Here is a 22,875-nt window from a genome sequence, read left to right on the forward strand (position 1 = left end):
TCGCCAAGTAACTACTTGTGACGCCCGGCTGTCCCCAAGGTGACAGGTCCGTACCAGGCCTGGGCCGTGCTGCGGGTGTTGTCGCTGTCAGTCATGATGGCGATGCCCACAAGCGCTCCGGGGGCTTCGCCGAATACTTTTTCATAGTCCGCACGGATGTTGCGCTCGTAATCCACCCACTGCTGGAGCCGGCTGGTGCCGGACTCCACCACCAGCTTTCGTATGCGGTCGGTACGGGCATTAAGCATCACCGAACCGGCAGGCCGCGTGTTGCACCACACATACATCAGGGTCGCGTAAGGAAGCTCTTCCCCGGTCAGGGCACGCGCCATCTCGGAAAGCATGGCATTTTTGGCGGAAAAAGTGCTCCGGTCACCCTCGAACATCAACACGACGCGGACCGGCGAATCATCTGCTTCACGCAAAGCCATATCGGCCTGAGCTATCAATTCAGGAACTTTCCAGGAAAACCGCACCGCATCCAACTCTCCTGGCTCGATGCGGATCACCTTCCGCAGCATGCTTGCAGAAGACCGGGAAGTGGCAGCCATTGCATCGCGGCCATCCTTGCGTACATAACGAAACTGGTTAGGCCGCTTACCCGGTAAAGAATGATGCTTCCACACCGGGACAGGCGCAGACACGGCTGCTGATTCACTGCTCAAGGCCGCGGCAGCCCATGGGGTGGCGCTCACAAACTCTTCCGGCGCCATTTCTACCGGCGACGGCTTGATGGAACCACAGGCAAGCAGTTGCAGCATCACAACCAGCGCCACCGCACTCTTTATTCCTGTCCACGCAGGTTTCTTCATCTATTTCTCCGAGCAGCGAACAATCTGCAATTTCCATAAAAAAAGCCGCCCGAAGGCGGCTTTTTGACTTTCTTCATAGAAGCTGACCTGGGCCAGCTGCCAATTAGAAGGAGTGCTTGATACCGAAGTTGACAGCGCTGACCTTCTGGTTGAAGGTAGTCACGGACGTGCCAGTCAGAGCGCCGGTCACAGCAGCGAACGATGAACCGCGTGTGGTGGTGTCATTCTTGAAACGGCCAATGTTGGCTTCCAGCAGAGTGCGCTTGGACAGTGGGTACTGAACACCGATCTGGGCCGCTTTCTCTTTACCGTCGAGGTTAGAGACAGCAGTATTGACCGCACCATTTGCTGTGCGGCTACCTGCCGTCGTCTTCGAGACGCCGTACGAAGTGATCAGCGTGGCAGCGCCGATAGGAGCGCGCAGACCGATGGTTGTTGCTTTTTCACGACCATCGGTGAAGCCGGCAGTAGCTACACCAGCACCAGGGGTGGTGACGTTGGAACCATCAACACGCGCACGTGTGTGGTTGATGAAAGGCTTGACCACGCCGAAGTCAAAAGCCGCACCCAGGGTGTACTGCTTGCTACGTGCGCCGGCATTGACCAAGGAATTCCCAGCGCCAGCCACACCGTTGTTCGAGTCAGAGTTGTTACCACCACGGTTGTAACCAAAACCAACGTACAGAGGACCATTGCCGTACTCAAGCGCCAGATCGAGTCCGGTCTTGGCTTTGGCATTAGTCGTAGCTGTAACAGGGATCACACCAGGAGCGAAGGCAGCAGTGGTGGAAGTGTTGGTATTGCCAGCAATTTCAGGCGCAGCCAGAGTCACGGTCGCCTGGAAACCACCCATGTTGGGGGACAGGTACTTGACGGCGTTGGAGAAACGCACGCCGCCCATCAGAGGGGACACAAGCGCACCTGGCTCATACAAACCATTGCTCGAACCGCCTGCCCAGCTCTTGGCTTGCACGCCGAAAGAGCCCAGAACTTGACGACCGAGGCGAACTTCACCCAGGCCACCCTGGATACCGAGCCATGCGTTACGGCCGAACAGGTTGCCACCGGAAGCGCCGGAGGAGCAAACATTGCCAGAGCCGTTGGTCACGCAACCGTCATCAACGCGCAGACCCATTTCCAGCTGGAACTTGGCTTTCAGACCGCCGCCCAGATCTTCCGTACCCAACCAGCCGATACGCGAAGTGCCGGTACCTTGGTCGTTACCGTCATTGACACGGAAACCAGGCTTGTACTCGGTGCTAGCCATCGTTGTGCTGGCCAACGCGCCTGTAGGCGTGAAGGTTTGCGTCATTGTGTTGGTTCTGTTCTTGTAACCAAAGTCAACGGTAGGCTCAACAGCACCGTACATGGTCACAGAAGATTGTGCAGAAGCTGCGCCAATAACGGCCAGTGCAGCCAAAGCGACTAGGGATTTTTTCATTGCGAGTTTCTCCAAGGTTAAACATAGGGCTCCAGGATTTTGGATCCCCGGGCCAACCTCCATTTAGGAAGTTGTGTGTATTGCACCAGAGGCCGGCTGCTTTCGCAAAGGAATTAGCCCGATAAATGTATTTCCGTTGCACCCCTGCAACAAATTCCTTTTCACTTTCCCGGGCGCTTTCGGGTCACTGAGCCTCTCAGAGACCAGCTCTTTGTACTACAATTTGTAGTACATCAATCAAGGGGCTTGTTTGACACAATGAAGCAGCCCTTTTCGCCTCGTTTTCCACCCTTGTCGCTCCGACGCTGCAATGAAACAACAGAACATCTCCCTGCGCGACGCCAATCAGAATTTCTCCCGCCTGATTGCGGCTGTCGAGCGCGGGGAAACCTTCTGCATCACGCGCAGGGGGCACGAAGTTGCGCGGCTGCTGCCCTCCTCCCCAGACAGCAACCCCGACGCCCGCTACAGAAATAGCCCTTCAGACAAGGCCCTGCCAGCTGGGCCCCTACCCGCACAGGGCACGACCCTTGACGAACGCCTCCTTCGGCTTGAAGCCCGGGTGGATAAACTTTCAGCTGCAGCTACTGCCGCAAACCACCCCTCATCAGCAAGCCATCAAACACCTGAAACAGAACACCATGGACGCCCTGCTCAAGATCGCTGACGGCGCGCTGCGCACCCTTTTTGCAAAACCACGCGCCAGCCGAAGTTGCCCGACCCTTGCGGGGGAAATCACGGCGTTGAGCGCTTCAGACAAGGCGCTGGCCGGTGCCCTGATGCGTGTCAACCACGTTGGCGAGGTGTGCGCGCAAGCGCTTTACGCCTCGCAGGCCCTGAGCACGCGCAACCCCGTGTTGCGCCAGCAGTTTCTGGAAGCCAGCAAGGAAGAAGGTGACCACCTGGCCTGGACACGCGAGCGCCTGGACGAACTGGGCGCACGGCCTTCCCTGCTTAATCCGCTTTGGTATGCGGGCGCCTTCGGGATGGGTTTGCTGGCGGGAAGGCTGGGCGACCGGGTGAGCCTGGGGTTTGTGGTGGAAACCGAGCGGCAGGTTGAAGCGCACCTGGTCAGTCATCTCGAACGTTTGCCCGAGGGGGACCACGCATCTCGCGCCATCGTGGCGCAAATGAAAGACGACGAAGCACGTCACGCGGTGGAAGCAGAGGGCGCCGGAGCACTGGCCCTGCCTGCACCCGTGAAGGCCTTGATGCGCAGCGCAGCCAAGGTCATGACGACCACCGCCCATTACATTTAGCTATTGTTTTTATAGCGTCTTGCGCTTTACCCACAAGGGCAAGCGGCCAATCTTCATCTGCAAAAAAATCAGACGTCCACAAGCTCGAAGCTGGTAGTGATGTCTGCCGTTTTGCCGAGCATGATGGTGGCTGAGCAGTATTTGTCGTGGCTCATGGCGATGGCGCGCTCCACCGCACTGGCCGCCAGGTTTTTGCCGGTGACCACAAAATGCATATGAATTTTGGTGAACACCTTGGGGTCTGTGTCAGCGCGCTCTGACGTCAGCTTGACCGTGCAGCCACGCACGTCGTGACGGCCCCGTTTGAGGATCAGCACCACGTCGTAGGCGGTACAGCCCCCGGTACCTGCCAGCACCGTCTCCATGGGTCGCGGCGCCAGGTTGGCGCCGCCGTTTTCCGGCTTGGCGGCGTCAGGCGCGCCGTCCATCACCAATGTATGGCCGCTGCCTGTCGTGGCCAGAAAACTCATCGCCGAGCCAGAAGTACTGTTTCCAGCGGCCTCCTTGGCGCCTGTCCAGCTCACCGTGCATTCCATAAATTGCGCGCCCTTCCAAGCAGAAATACTGTCGAAAAAAAGAGGTTTTGTTTATTATTCGCAACAAATCATATTGCAGTGCAACATGCCTCCGCTATACTGAAATCATCGCATGAACGCAGCCTTGTTTCATGCCACCGCTTGTCTCCTCCATCCCTGAAAGGGTGGATTTACAGGCCCAGACCGCAAGGTCTGGGCCTTTTTTCTTGCCCACTATGATGTCGGGCTGCGAGAAAGACACATGCCCGCCTCTTCAAAACCCGCCCCACCCTCCAAGCCAGGGACCTCCCGGCCTGTACCCGCGCGCGCGCTGCAGCCCGCTGATTACCTGAAAAAAATTCTCACTGCACGCGTTTATGACGTGGCTGTCGAGTCCGCGCTGGAGCCGGCCAAAAACCTCAGCCGGCGTCTGCACAACACGGTGTTGCTCAAGCGGGAAGACCAGCAACCGGTGTTCAGCTTCAAGCTGCGCGGCGCGTACAACAAGATGGCGCACCTGAGCGCGGCCCAGCTGAAGAAGGGCGTGATTTGCGCCTCCGCCGGCAACCATGCGCAGGGGGTCGCGCTGGGCGCGCACAAACTCGGCACGCGTGCGGTGATCGTGATGCCGGTCACCACACCGCAGGTCAAGGTCGATGCCGTTCGCGCGCTGGGCGGTGAGGTGATCCTGCACGGTGACAGTTATTCCGATGCCCATCTGCACGCGGTCGCGCTGGAGAAAAAAAACGGGCTGACCTTTGTGCACCCCTTTGACGACCCCGACGTGATCGCCGGCCAGGGCACCATCGCCATGGAAATCCTGCGGCAGATCCAGACCATTGGCAAAGGCTCGCTCGATGCGGTGTTTGTGGCCATAGGCGGCGGCGGCCTGATCTCTGGCGTGGCCAATTACATCAAGGCGGTGCGGCCCGAGGTCAAAGTCATTGGCGTGCAGATGAACGATTCCAACGCCATGGCCCTGTCCGTAGGCGCAGGCAAGCGGGTGACATTGCCTGACGTGGGCCTGTTTGCCGACGGCACGGCGGTCAAGCTGGTCGGTGAGGAAACCTTCCGCATCAGCCGCGAGCTCGTTGATGAATTCATCACAGTGGACACCGACGCCGTCTGCGCCGCCATCAAGGATGTCTTCATTGACACGCGCAGCATCGTCGAGCCTTCAGGCGCCATGAGTGTGGCGGCCATCAAGCAGTACGCGGCTACCCACAAAACCAAAGGCGAGACCTACGCCGCCATTCTGTGCGGCGCGAATATGAACTTCGACCGCCTGCGTTTTGTTGCCGAGCGGGCCGAGGTCGGCGAAGAGCGGGAAGCCCTGTTTGCGGTGACGATTCCCGAAGAGCGCGGCAGCTTCCGCCGCTTTTGCGAGCTGATCGGCGAATTGCCGGGTGGCCCGCGCAGCGTGACCGAGTTCAACTACCGCATCAGCGACGCCAGCCAGGCCCATGTGTTTGTCGGGCTGACCACACATGGCAAAGGCGAGAGCCTGAAGATCGCCAACAACTTCAGTAAACACGGCTTCAAGGCACTGGACCTGACGCACGACGACCTGGCCAAGGAACATATCCGCCACATGGTCGGCGGCCACACCGCGCTGTCGAAAAACGAACGCCTGCTGCGTTTTGTTTTTCCCGAGCGTCCGGGCGCACTGATGAAATTTTTGTCCACCATGCAGCCCGGCTGGAACATCAGCTTGTTCCACTACCGCAACCAGGGCGCGGACTATGGCCGCATCCTGGTCGGCTTGCAGGTGCCCAAGGCCGACAACAAGGCTTTCAAGGCCTTTCTGGACACCCTGGGCTACCCGCACGTGGAAGAGACCGACAACCCGGTTTATCGGCTGTTCCTACAGGCCTGAGGCCAGCAATCCATGACTGCTGCGCCGTCCAATTCAGTCTGCCCACGCTGCGGCGCAAGTTTTCGCTGTGGCATGGTCAGCGGGGACGCCGAATGCTGGTGCGTCAGGCTGCCCCACATCATGCCGGTCCCGTCCACCACACCTTCCCCAGCAGGGACACCACAAGCCTCCTGCTTTTGCCCCGCCTGCCTCCAGCAAATCACCGATGAACGACAACACAAGCCTTCACCTGCCAGCGATTGAACCGACTGCCAACGCCGCGCTGGCGGCACGGCTGCAGCAGCGCATCGATAACAAAACAAAACCCCTGGGCGCACTGGGCCGGCTCGAAACCCTGGCGCTGCAGCTCGGCCTGATCCAGCGTAGCGAGGCCATCACCTTCCAGTCGCCGCAGATGGTGGTCTTCGCCGCTGACCACGGCATTGCCAGCGAAGGCGTGTCGGCGTTCCCGCAGGCGGTCACGCTGCAAATGGTCGGCAACATGCTGGCCGGCGGCGCCGCCATCAATGTGTTTGCGCGCCAGCACGGTTTTGAGCTGCAGGTGGTGGACGCCGGGGTGGCCGGGGAATTGGCTGCGCACCCGCAACTGCTGCAGCGCAAAGTCGCCCCAGGCACGGCCAATATTTGCGAAAGCCCCGCGATGTCGATGGCGCAAGCAGTGCAGGCGCTACACACCGGCATGGCGGTGGTGAAGGATTTGCCCGGTAATGTGGTCGCCTTTGGCGAGATGGGCATCGCCAACACCTCGCCCGCCGCGCTGCTGTTGGCCCGGTTGGCGGGACTGCCGGTATCAGAGGTGGTCGGACGCGGTACCGGTCTGGACGATATCCAACTGGCGCACAAGCAAGTGGTGCTCAAGCGGGCGTTGGCACGACATGCCGATGTGCACGAACCGCTGGCCGTGTTGGCCTCGCTCGGCGGCTTTGAGATCGCCATGATGACGGGCGCCATGCTGCAGGCGGCGAGCGAACGCCGCGTGGTGCTGGTTGATGGTTTTATCGCCGGCGCTGCCGCGCTGGTGGCCTGTGCCCTGCAGCCGGCCGCGAAGGACTACCTGGTGTTTTGCCACCGTTCGGCAGAACGCGGCCACCACCTGCTGCTGGCGTACCTGCAGGCTGCACCGCTGCTGGATCTGGACATGCGGCTCGGTGAAGGCACGGGCGCACTGCTGGCCTGGCCGCTACTGCAGTCGGCGTCGCTGTTTCTGGCAGAAATGGCGAGTTTTGATTCGGCCGGGGTTAGCGGAAAAGCCGAGGCCCCCACGCTTGTCACTGCGTGTACTTCGCTGCCCCCCGAGGGGACGCATTTCGCCTTGGGGCGGCCCGGCGGCGAAACCTTGGCCCCCACGCTTGTCACTGCGTGTACTTCGCTGCCCCCCGAGGGGGCGCATTTCGCCTTGGGGCGGCCCGGCGGCGAAACCTTGGCCCCCACGCTTGTCACTGCGTGTACTTCGCTGCCCCCCGAGGGGGCGCATTTCGCCTTGGGGCGGCCCGGCGGCGAAACCTGACGTTGCAAACATGTTGCAGTTCATCCGCCATTTCCTGCTCGCCGTACAGTTTTTCACCCGGATTCCTGTCACCGGGCGCTTGGCCGAATGGGTGGGCTACAGCCCGGCCATGCTGCGCGCCAGCGCTGCGCATTTTCCCGGCATCGGCTGGCTGGCTGGCACCGTCGCTGCGGGCGTATATGCCTTGCTGGTGGCGGTGCTGCCGCCGAGCTTGTTCACGCCCCTGGTTGCTGCGGCGCTGTCCACCGTCGCCACAGTGCTGCTGACCGGCGCTTTCCATGAAGACGGCCTGGCTGATGTCAGCGATGGCTTGGGCGGCAGCAGCGATGCGCCGCGCGCGCTGGAAATCATGAAGGACTCACGCGTCGGCGCTTTCGGCGCGCTGGCGCTGACGTTGGCCCTGGGCTGCAAGCTGGCGCTGATCGCCTTGCTCGGTTCACTCGAAACCGGGGTGCGGGACAGCGACCCCGTGGCATTTGAACTGGACCCCTGGCTGGTGCCCGCCGCATTGCTGGCCGCCCACGTGGTCTCGCGCGGCCTGCCCTTGCTGCTGATCCGCGTGTTGCCACATGTGGGCGACACCGCAAGCTCAAAATCCAAACCACTGGCGGACCAGATCACGCTGGGCAGCCTGGGCGCTGCATTTTTATGGTGTTTTGTGGCCCTGGCCCTCGCCAGTTATGCGCTGAATGCTATCGCTTTGATAGCGGCATGCAGCTTTGCCGTGATTGCCTTGCTGTGGATGGGCCGGCTGTTCACGCGCCGCCTGGGCGGTTTCACTGGCGATGGCCTGGGCGCCACCCAACAGGTTTGCGAAATCGCTTTCTACCTTGGCCTGGCCGTCGGGTTGTCATGAAACTCTGGCTGGTGCGCCACGCGCCGGTGCTGCTGGCGCCCGGAAGTTGCTATGGCGCGCTGGATGTGCCGGCCGACGATGACGCAACCCGCGCGTGCGCCGCAGCTTTGGCTGACGTGCTGCCGCGCGGCCTGCGGGTCAGCAGCTCCCCGCTACAAAGATGTGAGCAGCTTGCGCAGGTACTACAAGGGCTGCGGCCCGATTTGGCTGTTGAAAGTGATGCCAGGCTGCGCGAGATGAACTTCGGCAGCTGGGAAGGCAGGCATTGGGACGCGATTGCCCAGAGCGAGTTCGATGCCTGGACCGCCGATTTCGCCGGCCATGCCGTGGGCGGACATGGCGAGACCGTGCGCGCAGTGATGCAGCGTGTGGGGCAGGCCTTCGACGAACTGGGCGAGGCCGACGCCGTGTGGATCACGCATGCGGGCATCATCCGCGCAGCGCAGTTGCTGGCGCGCGGCATCCGCGAGGTCGACCGCGCCGACCAGTGGCCGCTGGAGGCCACAGCCTGCGGCCAATGGCGCACACTCGAGCTATCGGTGAACAAACCCTCCTCAAGGTAACCATGGCAGCAACTCTGGACGGACAACTGGTGGTGGCGATTTCTTCGCGCGCGCTGTTCGACTTTGAAGAAGAAAACCGCGTCTTCGAGGACGGCATGGGGCAGCCGCCCGCACCGGGCGCCAAAAAAGACGCGGCCTACATGCAGCTGCAGCTGGACCGGCTCGACGTACCAGCAAAGCCCGGCGTGGCCTTTTCGCTGGTCAAGAAGTTGCTGGCCTTTAACGAAGCCCCTGATGCCCTGGACGACGCTTCCCCTGCCGCAAAACTGGCGCAGCGCGTCGAGGTCGTCATCTTGTCGCGCAACGACCCGGTCTCGGGCATGCGGGTGTTCCGCTCGGCCCAGCACTACGGCCTGAACATCCAGCGCGGCACCTTCAACCGCGGCGAGGCGCCCTGGCGTTACCTCAAGCCGCTGCACGCCAACCTGTTTTTGTCGGCCCACCTGAGCGACGTGCGTGACGCGCTGGCGGCCGGCGTGCCGGCCGCGCAGGTCTACCCACAATCAGCCCATGCCAGCGACAAACACCCGAACGAGGTGCGCATCGCCTTCGACGGCGACGCGGTGATTTTTTCGGACGAGGCAGAACGTGTCTTCCAGGCGCAGGGCCTGTCTGCCTTCCAGGCGCATGAACGCGACAAGGCCGCGCAGCCGCTGCTGGCCGGGCCCTTCAAACCGTTGCTGGAAGCGCTGCACCGCTTGCAGAGTGTCGGCACCTCGCGCATGCGCATACGCACCGCGCTGGTCACGGCGCGCAGCGCGCCGGCGCATGAGCGCGCGATCCGCACGCTGATGGACTGGAACATCGAGGTCGATGAAGCGATGTTTCTGGGCGGCCTGCCCAAGGGCGAGTTTTTGCGCGAGTTCGAACCCGACTTCTTCTTCGACGACCAGACTGGCCATGTCGATTCGGCCTCGCAGCATGTGCCCTCGGGCCATGTGGTCAGCGGCGTGTCGAATCAGTTGTCCTAAAGCCGGGCTGCGGCTTTAGCGCCCCTGAAACTTCGCCGGCCGCTTCTCGACAAACGAGCGCACACCTTCGGCGGCGTCTTCGCTGCGCGACAGGCCTTGCTGCACCGTGATGAAATCCTGCATGGCGACCAGCGGGCCTTGCTCCACCGCCTTGAGTGCATTTTTTCGCGTCGACACAACGGCCAGCGGCGCCTGCGCGGCGATCGCTTCGGCAATGCGCAAGGCTTCGTCCAGCAGCTGCGCGGCGGGCACCACTTTTTGCACGAAGTTCAGCCGCAGGGCTTCGGTGCTGCCGAACTCGTCGCCGGTCAGCAAATGCAGCAATGCATTGCCCAGACCGGCACGTTCGGCCATGCGCAGGGTCGCACCGCCGGTCGCCATGATGCCGCGCTTGACTTCCAGCTGTGAGAAGCGGCAGTCATCCGCGGCCACCACGATGTCGGCGGCCAGCATCAGCTCGATGCCCAGGGTGTACGTGATGCCCTGCACCGCGACCACCATGGGTTTGCTGCGGCGCCGGTAACCGTCCATGCCAAGGTTGAGCGGGTCGACCAGACCCAGCGGCACCGCCTTTTCACCGCGCTGCATCAGCGGCGCAATCGTCGGCAGGTCCAGCCCGGCGGTGAAATGGGCGCCCAGCGCGTGCAACACGCCCACGCGCAGCGCCGGATCATCGTCCAGCCGGGTGTAGGCCTCGCCCAGTTCGCGGAACATCTTCGGCGTGAAGCCATTGCGTTTGGCCGGTCGGTTGATGGCGATCAGCAGCAAGGGGCCTTGCACGGTGCAATCAATGCTTCCCTCGGCGGCCGGGAGGGATGGAGAGATGTTCATGGAACCATCCTAGCGCTGCTACCTCACACAGCGGTTCACCGACGCGACAGCCTGCCCCACTACACTCCGTCCATCCCGCTCAAGAAGGACAACACCCCATGGTCACGACCCCTCCGGCTTCCACCACGTCCGGCAAAATCGCATCCTTTCAGGATTTCTGCCGCAAGACCTGGGCGCTGACGCGGCCCTACTTCCAGTCAGAGGAAAAATTGAAAGCCCGCGGCCTGCTGCTGGCCATCGTGCTGCTCAACCTGGCGGCGGTTTACATGCTGGTGCTGCTCAACGAGTGGAACCGGGTATTCTACGACGCGGTGCAGGAAAAGAACCAGCCAGTGTTCTGGGAGCAGTTGGGCCGCTTCACCTATTTGGCCTTTGCCTTCATCATCATCGCGGTTTACCGCTTTTACCTGACGCAGCTGCTGGAGATCCGCTGGCGCGCCTGGATGACGGCGCACTACCTGGAGCGCTGGCTTGCCAACAAGGCCTTCTACCAGATGGAGCTGGCGCGCTACGCTGGCACCCCCGGCAGTGACCCGGCAACGCCGGACAACCCGGACCAGCGTATCCAGGAAGACCTGAACCTGTTTACCAGCTACACCATCTCACTGAGCATGGGCCTGCTCAATGCCGTGGTCACGCTGCTGAGTTTTGTCGGCATCCTGTGGAGCCTGTCCGGGCCATTTGCCTTCACGCTGGGCGGCAACAGCTACAACATTCCCGGCTTCATGGTCTGGATGGCAGTGCTCTACTGCACGGTCGGCAGCATCATTACCCATTACATCGGCCGGCCGCAGATCCGGCTCAACTTCCTGCAGCAGCGTTACGAGGCCGACTTCCGCCACCATTTGGTGCGCGTGCGCGAGTACAGCGAATCGATTGCGCTGGACAAAGGCGAAGCCGTCGAACGGGTGCAACTGGACAGCCGCTTTGCCACCGTGCTGGCCAACTACCTGACGCTGATCAAAAAGCAGAAAAACCTGATCTGGTTCACCAACTTCTTCGGCCAGGCGGCAGTAGTCTTCCCTTTCATCGTCGCCGCACCGCGGTTTTTCAGCGGCGCCATCCAGCTCGGGCAGCTGATGCAAATTGCGTCGGCCTTCGGCCGGGTACAGGACTCGCTGAGCTGGTTTGTCGACAACTACAGCAGCCTGGCGGCCTGGCGCGCCACCACCGACCGCTTGACCGGATTTGAAGAGAGTTTTGTGGCTCTGGCCCAATCGCAGCGGGCGCAAGCAGCTATCAATTCAGTAGCAACCGGCGAAACTGCCGGTGGCCTTGAGGCGCAGCATCTCACTGTGGCGCTTCCGGGTGGCGCGGTTCTGCTGGCAGACCTGTCGCTGCATGCCGCAGCCGGTGAAAACGTGCTGATCAAAGGCCCGTCGGGCAGCGGAAAGTCGACACTGTTCCGCTCCTTCGCGGGGATCTGGCCCTTCAGCCGTGGCCGGACCACTCTGCCGGCCAACGCCATGTTCATCCCGCAGCGCCCCTACTTTCCCAACGGCAGCTTGCGTGACGCGCTGGCCTACCCGCAGCCGGCGGCCACCTACAGCGACGCGCAACTCCGGCAGGCGCTGGAAGACGCCCTGCTGCCGAAGCTGACCCACCGGCTGGACGATGAAGACAGCTGGGGCCAAAAGCTTTCTGGCGGCGAACAGCAGCGCCTGGCGATTGCCCGCGTGCTGCTGAAAAAGCCGGCCTGGCTGTTTGCCGACGAAGCCACCAGCGCGCTCGATGAAGCAGCCGAAAAAACACTGTATGAACGGCTGGTAGCCCAGACACAACAAGCAGGAGGCGCTATCGTTTCAATAGCGCACCGGCCGACAGTCGCAGCATTTCACAGCAAGCGCTGGGAGCTGGAAAAGCAGCCTGAAGGCTCGCCGGCGCTGTACCAGCTCAAGGAGACAAGCGCATGATTGCCACCACACCACCTGCCCCTTATTACGCCGTGATCTTCACCTCAGTGCGCACAGATGTCGACCAGGTTATGGCGACATGGCCGACCGCATGCTCGAGCTGGCGGCGCAGCAGCCCGGGTTTCTGGGCGTGGAGTCTGCCCGCGATGGCGTGGGCATCACGGTGAGCTACTGGCGCCATCTGGAATCCATCAAAGCCTGGAAAGCCAATGCCGAGCACCTGGTGGCCCAACAGACAGGGCGGGCCGACTGGTACCGCCAGTACAAGACGCGCATTGCCCGCGTCGAACGCGACTACGGTTTCGACAACGCAGCCGCGTAGGCAGCGTAGCCGCGCAGCCGCAACGCGCAGGCCGGACACTGGCCGCAGCCATAACCCCAGGCATGGCGGTGTTCACGGTCGCCCAGGTAGCAGGTGTGCGTGTGCTCGATGATCAGATCTACCAGCGCTTGGCCACCCAGCGCCTCGGCCAGCGCCCAGGTGGCCGCCTTGTCTATCCACATCAGCGGTGTGTCGATCAGGAAGCGTTTGTCCATGCCCAGCGACAAAGCCAGTTGCATGGCTTTCATGGTGTCATCGCGGCAGTCGGGGTAGCCAGAAAAATCGGTCTCGCACACACCTGTCACCAGAACCTGCAGGTCGCGCCGGTAGGCCAGCGCCGCAGCCAGCGTCAAAAACAGCAGGTTGCGGCCAGGCACAAAGGTATTCGGCAAGCCCGAGCTTTCCATTTTGAACGCCGTATCGCGCGTCAGCGAGGTCTCGCTGACCTGGCCCAGCACGGCCAGATCCAGGAAATGATCCTCGCCCAGCTTGTGCGCCCACTGCGGGAACTGCGCCCTGATTTCGCGCAGCACCACCAGTCGTGCCTGCAGCTCCACGCTGTGCCGCTGGCCATAATCAAAGCCCACGGTTTCCACACGTTCGTATTTGGACAGCGCCTGGGCCAGGCAGGTGGTGGAGTCCTGGCCTCCGGAGAACAGAACAAGGGCGGTGGTGTGCATGGCGTAAAAATCGGGCAGCGGCAAAGCGGCTATTGTGCCCGCGCACCGCTTTAAAAGCGGTAACTGGCCGACAGCGACAGCACGTAATTGCGGCCGGCGGCCGGCTCGAAGTAGCGGCCATTGCCCTCGTTGACGATGACCGAGCCGGCGTATTTGCGGTCAGCGATGTTGTCGACCCGGGCGGTCGCGGCGACATTCCAGCGCGCCAGGTCGAACACATAGCCCACATGTGCGCCCAGCGTGACAAACGACGCGGCGGCATCGGTGTTGAAGTCGTTGACCGCGACCTTGCCCAGGTAACGCGCATCGACACCGCTGCGCCAGCCGGTGGGCGGACGCCAGCCCAGTTCCATGGCCAGGGCGTTGCGCGCTGTACCGGGAAGGCGCTTGCCGGCCGGCACCTGCGGCGCGGGGCATAAGGTGGCCGCACCGACACAGGCAAAAGCGTCGCGGTAACGCGCATCGAGCAGAGTGTAGGAAAACTGCGCCAGCCAATGCCGCGCCGGTGCGACACTGGCCGCCAGTTCGAGGCCCCGGCGCCGCGTGGCGCCGGCGTTGCGGAAGGTGCTGCGCCCGCCGGTGTTGCTTTGCGTGACGATTTCATCTTGCGTTGCCGTATGGAACACCGCCGCTGTCCATTCGGCGCGCATCGCAGCGCCCTGCGCGCTGCGCCACTTCACGCCGGCTTCGAGGTTGTCGCTGCGCGAAGGCCGCAGCGCGAAATTGAGCCCGCTGCCTGCGGCGCGGTAAGCGAGTTCGTTGAAGGTCGGCGTCTCAAAACCGCGCCCGGCGGCCACGTACACCCGCCATTGTTCTGAGGGCGCAAAGCTCACGCCAGCTGCCGGCAGAGTGGCGCTGTAGGTCACGCTGCCGCTGTCGTTGCCATTGGCGCCCACGACGAAGTTGTCGGCTGATTCGAAATTCACCCGGCTGTGGCGCACGCCGGCGTTGAGGGTCCAGCGCGGGTCCGGCTTCCAGGTCGCCTGCACATAAGGGTCCAGGCTGGTGACACGGTTGTCCTCGTCGCGCCGCAAAGCGCCCTGCACGCCCAGCGTTGCGCCCCGAAAGTTCTGCCAGCCGCGTCGCCGCTCATTCATGCTGTCATAAGCCAGGCCGCCGACAACTTCCAGCGGACGCTGCGCCAGTGTGGTGCGTGTGGTCCAGCGCACATCCAGCCCGCCGTAGTTGCGGTCCAGGCCGATCACACCGCCCGGGTGCTGCGGGCCGGCCTGCACTGCCACCGGGATAGCCTGAAACTGCGTGGTCGCGCGTTCACCGCCATAAAGCATTAGGCGCAGCTGGTTGTCCGCATCGACCTTGCGCTCGTAGACCGCACCGATCTGCTGCTGGCTGACCGTCTTGCGGGTGTTGAAGGTGGTCGCCGCCGGGTCGGCGCTGCGCGGTGCGGTATCGAATTGCGCGCGGCTCAGGCCCAGCGGGTCCAGGGCCTCCACCTTCACAGAATTGGCCAGCAGGGTCAAGCTGCTGTCGCCCGCCAGCGCCCAGTCCAGCCGCATGTTGGCGCCTTCGCGTTCGGCCGCGCTGTGTGCGCGAAAGCCCTGGGTGCTCAAACGGCCGGCGCTCAGCACATAACCCATCGGCCCGGCGGCGCCGCTGGCCTTGACGTCGGCGCGCCGCAAGCCATAAGAGCCGGTTGCCACGCTGCCGCCCAGCATTGGAGAGCCCTGCCCCTCCTCAGTGAACACCTGCATCACGCCACCCGAGGAGTTGCCGTACAGCACCGAGAAAGGGCCGCGCAGGACTTCCAGCCGGCCCACCGAAGCCAGGTCGATATGCGAAAGTTGTCCCTGGCCGTCGGGCATGGTGGCCGGGATACCGTCCACGTACAGGCGCACGCCGCGCACTCCGAAGGTCGAGCGCGCGCCAAAGCCTCGCACCGAGAGCTGCAGGTCCTGCGCCTGGTTTTGCCGGTCGCGCGCCAGCAAACCCGGCAACAGCGACAGGCTTTCCGACAGATTGAGCTGCGCACGGCCGTCGCTGCGCATGCGCTCGCCGTCGAGCACGTCCACCGAAGCCGGCACATCGAAGGGCACTTGTTCCGTGCGCGTCGCCGTGACGGTCACGGGCGCCAGGGTTTGCGCGCCAACCACGCCTTGCGCGGCACATGCAAGGCCCAACAGGGTGGCAGGAACGGCGGAAAGGAAAGAAAAGGGTTTCACGGACAGGCCAGCGTTTTGGTTGCACTGATTCTGCCCGCAGCCGTGATGCCTGGGGTGCAACGCGCCAATAGACGCCGCCTGCTGCGGGGTATCAGCCTGTTGTTACCGAATGGTCGGTGCCAGGAGTCCTCCTTGGCTATGGGACAAAAAGACGGTGAAAAGGGAACCGCTGTGGTCGATTTTCACCCGACGATTCCCAAGCCCAACAATCCCTTAGGGTGACCCAAGAAAGCCGAACTTCAGTGCGGGGCGCTGGCCATCAATCAACTCGGCCATCGCCTTGCCCGAACCGGCGCCATGCGTCCAGCCCAGTGTGCCGTGGCCAGCGTTGACCCAAAGTTTGCCAACGCTGGTCTTGCCAATGTAGGGAATGTTGGTAGGGGTGGCTGGTCGGAGGCCGGTCCAGAAGCCGGGTTCACCGCCCTGCGCTTCATTGCGCGTGTCGCACACACCGGGCAGGACCTGCTCGATACGGTCGGCCAGCATCTGGCAACGGGCTTTGGCCAGGGGTGTGTCGAGCGACATCCCGTAGCCACCCACTTCAATGGTGCCGGCGACGCGCAAAGTGTCGCCCAGCCGGCTGATGGCGCATTTGACTTCGTCGTCAATCGCGCTCACCCAAGGGGCCAGTGCCGGTTTGAGCAGCTTGAAGGTGGCACTGTAGCCTTTGCCCGGATAGATCGATAAATCGACACCCGCCGTGCGCAGCAGGGGCGCCGACCACGATCCGCAGGCAACCACAAAAGCATCGGCTGTCCAGTGCATGGCTTCACCGCTGCTGCGCTTGCGCAGGTGTACCGAGCCAATTTCATCGCCGGCCTTTTCAAGCCGCACGATGTCGTGACCATAAACAAACTGCACACCGGCCGCTTCGCACCTTTGCGCCAGTTCCTGCGTGAAGACGCGCGCGTCACCGCTTTCGTCACTGGCGGTGTACGTGCCGCCCACAATGTGGTCCGCAAAAGAGCTGTAAGCGGGTTCGATCTCGAAAAGTTCGCTGCGGCTGACCACCCGGCGATTGACGCCGAAGTCGCGCATCAGAGCCGCTGCCCCGGCTGCGGAGTCAAACGACCGCTGGTCGGTGTAGTAATGCGCGATGCCGCGCTCCAGCCGGTTGTAGCTAATGCCGGTGCCCTGAACAATGTCTTTGAGCGCTTCGTGGCTGTACGCACCCAGCGCCACGATCTGCTCGACGTTGCGGCGAAAAGCTGCGTCAGTGCACTGGCTCAGAAACTGCAGGCCCCAGCGCCACTGGCGCCAGTCGAGCGTGGGCCGAAACAGCAGTGGCGCATCGTTGCGGAACATCCACTTGAGCAGCTTGGCGGGCGCCTCGGGGTTGGCCCAGGGCTCGCAGTAGCTCACGGAAATTTGCGCCGCATTGGCAAAACTGGTTTCCATGGCGGCGCCAGCCTGCCGGTCGACCACGGTCACCTCGTGCCCCCGCTGGACCAGATGCCAGGCGGTACTAACGCCGATGATGCCGGCACCCATCACAATGATTTTCATGGGCGCTAGTCTGTACGAGCTTGCTGCAAGTTAACAGCTTCGTTAAACTCTTTATAAAAGCATTAGGAAGGCTAATACATCATGTATGACCCCCTCGCCCTGGAGTGTCTGGCCGCCATTGTGGAAGAAGGCGGCTTTGAACGCGCCGCCCAGCGCCTGAACGTCACCCAATCGGCCATCTCGCAACGACTGCGCGTGCTGGAGGGTCAGGTCGGCGCCATCCTGATTGTGCGCAGCCGGCCGTTGAAGGCCACCTCTGCAGGGAAACTTCTGCTCAAGCACACGCGCCAGCTGCGCCTGATACGCGCCGACCTGGAGCGCGACCTGAAAGAGCTGGCGCCGGGCCTGTCGGGCGGTGTCCGCGAAGAAGAGCGCATCTCGATTGCCGTCAACGCCGACAGCATTGCAAGCTGGGCGCTGGACGCCCTGACCGGACTGGTGAAGCAGGGCCTGCCCATCGAAATCATTGTTGACGACCAGGACTTCACGCACGACTGGCTGCGCCAGGGCCACGTGCTGGGCTGCGTGACCACCCTGAAGCAGGCCCTGCGCGGCTGCAAGGTGGCGCACTTGGGCGCCATGGATTACGTGGCCGTGGCCGAGCCGGCGTATGCGAAAACGCATCTGCCGGGCGGGCTGGATGCCTCCAACTTTCGCAACGTGACCTACGTGGCCTTTAACCGCAAGGACGACGGGCAAAGCGAATTTGTCGCCAAGGCGGTGGGGCTCAAGCGGGTTGCCCTGTGCCAGCTGTTCGTTCCCAGCTCCGAAGGCCAGTTGCACGCGGCGCGCGCAGGATGGGGGGTGAGCGTTCTGCCAGAGCTGCTGGTTCGCGGCGCGATCAAAAGCGGCGAGCTGGTCAATGTGGCCCCCAAACACGCGCTGCCTGTACAGCTGTTCTGGCATTGCTGGAACCTCGAATCGGCGGTACTGGACTCGATTTCAGCCGCGCTGTCCGCAGAGGCGGCCAAGCTGCTCACCTGAGACCTCCCGCCAACACCCGGCTTTGACCTTTGCGCGAGAATGGCGCCTTGCTGCAGTCTTCATATATTCCCAACTCCTACACTCCCATGAACATCGAAAAAGACACTGCCGTGACCCTGCGCTTCAAGGTTTCCGAAATCCAGGGCAAGCTGATTGAAGAAGGCAAGGAGCCCATGGTTTACCTTCACGGCGGCTATGGCAACACCTTGCCCAAGATCGAAGAAGCGCTGGACGGAAAAACGCGCGGCTACCAGACCACACTTGAGCTGCAGCCCGAAGATGCCTTCGGCGTGCGCGATGAAGGCCTGCTGCGGACAATCCCCAAAAGCCAGTTTCCCCCGGGCGTGAAAGTGGGCGGCCAGCTTGAAGGCCGCGACAACGACGGCAAACCGCATGCCTTCACCGTGACAAAAATCAAGGGCGACACCGTCCTGCTGGACGGCAACCACCCGCTGGCCGGCAAAGCCCTGCGTTTCAGCCTGACCGTCACCAACGTGCGCAAGGCCAGCGAAGAGGAGATTGCGCACCGCCACGTGCATGGCGAACACGGGCATCACCACTGAGGCTTGCTGCTGCAATTTTTGGAGGCCCAAAATTCTGGCCCTTGGGTTTTCTGCGCTGACAGCGCGCCAGGTTGTATGTTTTTGGCGACACCCTGTTCAGCCCTTTCGGAGTTCAGTTTTCGCGGCTAATTCCCTCACTCCTCTCTGAAAATTGCTATTTAGATTAATAAATACTCTTATCATATGTTTACATATGCTTTAACGGCATAAGTAACAGGCGCGAAAACTCGCCGTTTTCCTGCTCGTCCGCCATAAGATCGCCCCCCATGTCAGGCTGTTTTCCCTATTCTTGGGAAAATAGTTATAAAAAACAAGCACTTGGGAGCGTCATCATTCATCCATTCATGTCGCCCGGCCGGCCAGGCCTCGCCGCTGCGTGGCGCAAATCCTGGCGTTCAGGGTTTACCTCTAGTGTTGTCGGAGGAAGCGTTGCGCTGCTAACTGCATCGAACGCCTTTGCCCAGCCTGCCCCGACAGTGGACGCGGCCCAGGAGCAGCGTCGGGCGCAGGAGCGGGAAAAAGCTCTGCGCGAGCAACTCGAAGCAACACCCGACGTGCGCTTGCGCGGCGAGCCCGAGAGCGGGCAAGCCCGCTTGCCAGCCTCCGAAACTCCATGTTTCGAGATCCGAAGCATCACCTTGCGCGGCGAAGGTACGGCGCCCCAGCAGTTTGACTGGCTGCTCGGCACCCTCGCCGGCCCCGCCACTGACGATTCGCCTCTTGGGCGCTGCATGGGCGCGCAGGGTATTCAGTTGGTGCTCAAGCGCGCGCAGGACGCGCTGGTGGCCCGGGGCTTTGTCACCTCGCGCGTGCTGGCCGAGCCGCAAGACCTCAAAAGCGGCAGCCTCGCACTGACCGTACTTCCGGGCAGCATTCGCGCCATCCGTTCCGCCCCGGGGAGCAACGCCAACCCGGTGCCGCGAAACACCGCGCCGGTGGAACCCGGCACCGTGCTGAACCTGCGTGACGTCGAGCAGACCCTGGAGAACCTCAAGCGCGTCCCGACCGCCGAAGCCGACATCCAGATCGAGCCGGCCGAACTGCCCGGTCAGAGTGATCTGGTGGTCAGCTACAAACAGGCCTTTCCGCTGCGGCTGTCGCTGTCGGCTGATGACAGCGGCTCCAAAGGCACCGGTAAATACCAAGGCGGCCTGGCACTGTCCTGGGACAACCCGCTGGGCCTGAACGACTTGTTCTATGTGTCGTTCAATGGTGACCTGGGCGGCGGCGACGCAGGCGATCGCGGCACCCGGGGGCGCACGCTGCACTACTCAGTTCCCATGGGCTACTGGCTGCTGGGCGCCACCGCCAGCAAGAGCCGTTACTGGCAATCCGTTGCGGGTCTGAGCCAAAGCTATGTTTACCGCGGCACCAGCCACAACGCCGAGCTCAAGCTGTCGCGTCTGGTCTACCGCGACGCCGTGCGCAAGACCACGCTGTCTATGGGCGCGTTTTACCGCAGCTCCAACAACTACATCGACGACACCGAGATTGAGGTGCAGCGGCGCAAGGTCGGTGGCTGGCAGGCTGCACTGCACCACCGCGAGTTCATTGGCCAGTCCACGCTGGACACCACCCTGGCCTACAAGCGCGGCACCGGTGCCTTTCATGCCCTGCCGGCACCGGAAGAAGCTTTTGGCGAGGGCACGTCGCGTTTCAAGCTGGTCACGCTCGATGTCGCCCTCGCCGCGCCATTTCAGTTGGCTCAACAAAAGTTCAGGTACAACGCCAGCGTTCGGGCGCAGGCCAACCGCAGCCCCTTGAGCCCGCAAGACCGCTTTGCCATTGGCGGGCGCTACACCGTGCGCGGTTTTGACGGCAACTCCAGCCTGGTTGCAGAGCGCGGCTGGTTGCTGCGCAACGACCTGGGTGTGGCGCTGGGCAACAGCGGCCAGGAGTTGTATGCCGGACTTGACCACGGCGAGGTCAGCGGTCCCTTGGCCGAATTTCTGTCAAGCCGTCGCCTGACCGGCGCTGTACTGGGCCTGCGCGGCAGCTTCAAAGCCCTGACCTATGACTTGTTTGCAGGCCGCCCCCTGGAGAAGCCCCAAGGCTTCGTCACTGCCCGCAACACGGTCGGCGTGAGCCTGAACTACAGCTTCTGATTTTATTTGAGATCTTCGAGAAAAGCCGCATCATGAACAAACACCTGCACCGCATCATCTTCAACGCCAAACGGGGCCAGCGCATGGCTGTGGCAGAAAGCGCCAGTAGCTGCGGCAAGGCAACGGGGTCCACGCAGTCTTGTGCAGCGTCGCGGTCCGCCTCACTGTGCGGCGCAACTTTCCCCAGCCTGAAGGCGCTCAGTGTTGCCGTGTTCTGCGCCCTTGGCGGGTTTGCGCAGTGGTTGCCGGTGGCCCAGGCCCAAGTTGTGGCTGACCCCAGCGCACCCGGCAACCAGCGCCCCACGGTGCTGACGGCGCCCAACGGCGTGCCGCTGCAGAACATCACCACGCCTTCGGGCGCCGGAGTGTCGATCAATCAACTGAGTTTGTTCAACGTGGGCCCCCATGGCGTCATCCTCAACAACAGCCGCACCAACGCCCAGACCCAACTGGGCGGCTGGGTGCAGGGCAACCCCTGGCTGGCAACGGGCTCTGCGCGCAAGATCGTCAACCAGATCAACTCCAGCAGCCCAAGCTACATCAACGGCTATATCGAGGTAGCAGGCCAGCGCGCTGAGGTGATCATTGCCAACCCGTCCGGCATCAACATCAACGGCGGCGGCTTCATCAACGCCAGCCGCGCCACCTTGACTACCGGCACGCCCATCATCAAGGCTGGCAACTTGGAAGGCTATGTGGTCCAGAAAGGCCTGGTCCGCATTGACGGCGCCGGTCTGGACAGCAGCCGCACCGACTTCACCGGCATCATCGCCCGTGCAGTCGAAGTCAATGCCGGCATCTGGGCTAACGATTTCAAAGTCACCACCGGGGCCAACCAGGTCGATGAGGCGCAGACATCTGCCACGCCCATCGCCGGCAGTGGCGCGGCCCCTGCATTTGCACTCGATGTGGCGCTGCTGGGCGGCATGTATGCGGGCAAGATCACCCTGGTAGGCACTGAGGGCGGGGTAGGCGTGCGCAACGCAGGCGTCATAGGCGCCAGCGCCGGAGACTTGGTGCTGCAAACGAACGGCTGGCTCACCAACAGCGGCAGCATTCAGGCCAGCGGCAACGCCCAAATTCAAAGCAGCGGCAGCATGGCCAACAGCGGGCTCGTGAGCGCCAGCCAGACGCTCGCGCTCGCAACGCCAGGCGCGCTGGACAACAGCGGCGGCACCTTGAACGCCCAACGCCTGGATGTCAGCGCCGCAAGCCTTGGCAATCGAGGCGGCACCATTGAGCAAACCGGCATCCAGGCCCTGAGCCTGCAAAGCCAGAGCCTGTCCAACGCCGCTGGCGGGCATATAGGCCAGACGCCTGCAAGCACCGGCACCACCCCTGCAGCCGATGGCACGGGCTCCACAGGGGGCACTGGAGCATCTGGAACAACGGGAACAGGCGCAACGACCGGCCAAACAACACCAGGCACACCAGGCACGCCAGGCGCGCCAGGCGACACAGCCGCAGGCAATGCAGCACAGGCCGTGGTGCTGCAGAGCGGAGCGCTGCGCATCAGCGGCCCGTTAAACAACGACGCGGGGCGCATCAGCGCAGCAGGCCCTATGGACCTGAGCAGCCACAATGGGCTGAACAACGATGCAGGCACGCTAAGCCTGCGCCAGCTCCATGTGGCCAGCGGCGACGTCAGCAACCAGGGCGGCAGCCTGCGCACGCAAGGCGACATGCGCATCCAGGCCGGGCAGCTCAACAACCAGGGCGGCAGCCTCACCGCCCATGGGCCACTGCAGATTGCAGCAGCCAGCCTGAACAACCGCCAAGGAGACATCACCCAGGGCGGTGGGGCAGACACCACCCTGCAAGTCAGCGCCAGCTTGGACAACAACCTGGGCCGCATCGCGACCAACGGCCAGAGCCTGACCCTGGCCGCCAACACCCTGAGCAACGTTGAAGGCAAGATCGAGCACGCCGCTGGACGCGACGCAACGGGCCAGCCCGTGGGCACCCTGGCCATCACGGCCACGACCCTGAAC

Annotated in this window: 19 protein-coding genes and 2 pseudogenes; 14 read left to right on the plus strand and 7 right to left on the minus strand. The window is 62.7% G+C overall.

The annotated features are described in order from the left end of the window. Positions 1–11 precede the first annotated feature (11 nt). Positions 12–812, minus strand: a complete 801-nt coding sequence (locus H0W47_RS04710) for a DUF3047 domain-containing protein (protein WP_296921361.1) — start codon at positions 810–812, stop codon at positions 12–14. Positions 813–915: 103 nt separating this feature from the next. Then, a complete protein-coding gene (locus tag H0W47_RS04715; protein ID WP_296921363.1) occupies positions 916–2,253 on the minus strand; it encodes a porin in 1,338 nt (445 codons plus the stop codon). A 310-nt stretch (positions 2,254–2,563) separates the two neighbouring features. Between H0W47_RS04715 and H0W47_RS18625 the strand changes: the two genes are divergently transcribed. Together H0W47_RS18625 and coq7 are read left to right on the plus strand one after the other, a co-directional pair. Beyond that, entirely contained in the window at positions 2,564–2,920 is a 357-nt protein-coding gene (locus tag H0W47_RS18625) for a type II toxin-antitoxin system Phd/YefM family antitoxin (protein ID WP_367265083.1), read from the plus strand. Further along, complete coding sequence (gene coq7, locus H0W47_RS04720; protein WP_296921401.1) at positions 2,895–3,512, plus strand: 2-polyprenyl-3-methyl-6-methoxy-1,4-benzoquinone monooxygenase; 618 nt, start codon at positions 2,895–2,897, stop codon at positions 3,510–3,512. The genes H0W47_RS18625 and coq7 overlap by 26 nt, the downstream gene beginning before the upstream one ends. A gap of 68 nt (positions 3,513–3,580) precedes the next feature. Here coq7 and H0W47_RS04725 read toward each other — a convergent pair whose 3' ends face one another. After that, complete coding sequence (locus tag H0W47_RS04725; RefSeq protein WP_296921365.1) at positions 3,581–4,048, minus strand: OsmC family protein; 468 nt, start codon at positions 4,046–4,048, stop codon at positions 3,581–3,583. A 241-nt stretch (positions 4,049–4,289) separates the two neighbouring features. Between H0W47_RS04725 and ilvA the strand changes: the two genes are divergently transcribed. From ilvA to H0W47_RS04755, 6 genes and pseudogenes are all read left to right on the plus strand, one after another. Further along, entirely contained in the window at positions 4,290–5,903 is a 1,614-nt protein-coding gene (gene ilvA, locus H0W47_RS04730; protein WP_296921367.1) for a threonine ammonia-lyase, biosynthetic, read from the plus strand. 12 nt (positions 5,904–5,915) lie between these two features. Beyond that, positions 5,916–6,146, plus strand: a complete 231-nt coding sequence (locus H0W47_RS04735) for a cysteine-rich CWC family protein (protein WP_296921369.1) — start codon at positions 5,916–5,918, stop codon at positions 6,144–6,146. Then, a pseudogene (gene cobT / locus H0W47_RS04740) lies at positions 6,109–7,152 on the plus strand (nicotinate-nucleotide--dimethylbenzimidazole phosphoribosyltransferase); the annotation flags it as partial. The gene H0W47_RS04735 and the pseudogene cobT, both read left to right, overlap by 38 nt. 268 nt (positions 7,153–7,420) lie before the next feature. Further along, positions 7,421–8,266 (plus strand): adenosylcobinamide-GDP ribazoletransferase, encoded by an 846-nt coding sequence (locus tag H0W47_RS04745; protein ID WP_296921371.1) that lies wholly within the window; start codon positions 7,421–7,423, stop codon positions 8,264–8,266. Next, positions 8,263–8,829, plus strand: a complete 567-nt coding sequence (locus H0W47_RS04750) for a histidine phosphatase family protein (RefSeq protein WP_296921374.1) — start codon at positions 8,263–8,265, stop codon at positions 8,827–8,829. The genes H0W47_RS04745 and H0W47_RS04750 overlap by 4 nt, the downstream gene beginning before the upstream one ends. Positions 8,830–8,831: 2 nt before the next feature. Beyond that, on the plus strand, positions 8,832–9,800 hold the full coding sequence (locus H0W47_RS04755) for a 5'-nucleotidase (protein ID WP_296921376.1): 969 nt from the start codon (positions 8,832–8,834) through the stop codon (positions 9,798–9,800). A gap of 15 nt (positions 9,801–9,815) precedes the next feature. Here the strand turns inward: H0W47_RS04755 and H0W47_RS04760 are convergent, their stop codons facing one another. After that, positions 9,816–10,631: a crotonase/enoyl-CoA hydratase family protein gene (locus tag H0W47_RS04760; protein ID WP_296921378.1), complete on the minus strand. Its 816-nt coding sequence runs from the start codon at positions 10,629–10,631 to the stop codon at positions 9,816–9,818. A 98-nt stretch (positions 10,632–10,729) separates the two neighbouring features. Between H0W47_RS04760 and H0W47_RS04765 the strand changes: the two genes are divergently transcribed. After that, complete coding sequence (locus H0W47_RS04765; RefSeq protein WP_296921380.1) at positions 10,730–12,544, plus strand: ABC transporter ATP-binding protein/permease; 1,815 nt, start codon at positions 10,730–10,732, stop codon at positions 12,542–12,544. Continuing rightward, a pseudogene (locus tag H0W47_RS04770) lies at positions 12,541–12,866 on the plus strand (antibiotic biosynthesis monooxygenase). Before H0W47_RS04765 ends, H0W47_RS04770 begins: the two are co-directional and overlap by 4 nt. On the opposite strand, the gene queC reads toward H0W47_RS04770, so the two are convergent. The 3 genes from queC to H0W47_RS04785 form a co-directional block, all read right to left on the minus strand. Next, entirely contained in the window at positions 12,839–13,546 is a 708-nt protein-coding gene (gene queC, locus H0W47_RS04775; RefSeq protein WP_296921382.1) for a 7-cyano-7-deazaguanine synthase QueC, read from the minus strand. The pseudogene H0W47_RS04770 and the gene queC overlap by 28 nt on opposite strands. Before the next feature lie 50 nt (positions 13,547–13,596). Further along, on the minus strand, positions 13,597–15,726 hold the full coding sequence (locus H0W47_RS04780) for a TonB-dependent receptor family protein (RefSeq protein ID WP_296921384.1): 2,130 nt from the start codon (positions 15,724–15,726) through the stop codon (positions 13,597–13,599). A 213-nt stretch (positions 15,727–15,939) separates the two neighbouring features. Further along, positions 15,940–17,232 (minus strand): D-amino acid dehydrogenase, encoded by a 1,293-nt coding sequence (locus H0W47_RS04785; RefSeq protein ID WP_296921386.1) that lies wholly within the window; start codon positions 17,230–17,232, stop codon positions 15,940–15,942. Positions 17,233–17,313: 81 nt separating this feature from the next. On the opposite strand from H0W47_RS04785, the gene H0W47_RS04790 reads away from it, so the two are divergent. From H0W47_RS04790 to H0W47_RS04805, 4 genes are all read left to right on the plus strand, one after another. After that, the gene (locus H0W47_RS04790) at positions 17,314–18,216 is read left to right on the plus strand and encodes a LysR family transcriptional regulator ArgP (RefSeq protein WP_296921388.1); all 903 of its coding nucleotides are present in this window, start codon (positions 17,314–17,316) and stop codon (positions 18,214–18,216) included. An 86-nt stretch (positions 18,217–18,302) separates the two neighbouring features. After that, complete coding sequence (locus H0W47_RS04795) at positions 18,303–18,779, plus strand: peptidylprolyl isomerase (protein WP_296921390.1); 477 nt, start codon at positions 18,303–18,305, stop codon at positions 18,777–18,779. Between the two features lie 476 nt (positions 18,780–19,255). Beyond that, on the plus strand, positions 19,256–20,884 hold the full coding sequence (locus H0W47_RS04800; RefSeq protein ID WP_296921393.1) for a ShlB/FhaC/HecB family hemolysin secretion/activation protein: 1,629 nt from the start codon (positions 19,256–19,258) through the stop codon (positions 20,882–20,884). Positions 20,885–20,916: 32 nt separating this feature from the next. Then, the coding region (locus tag H0W47_RS04805; RefSeq protein WP_296921395.1) for a filamentous hemagglutinin N-terminal domain-containing protein at positions 20,917–22,875 on the plus strand (1,959 nt) is incomplete at its 3' end.

Source organism: Polaromonas sp., assembly GCF_013817205.1.
In the GTDB taxonomy this organism is placed as follows: Bacteria; Pseudomonadota; Gammaproteobacteria; order Burkholderiales; family Burkholderiaceae_C; genus Polaromonas.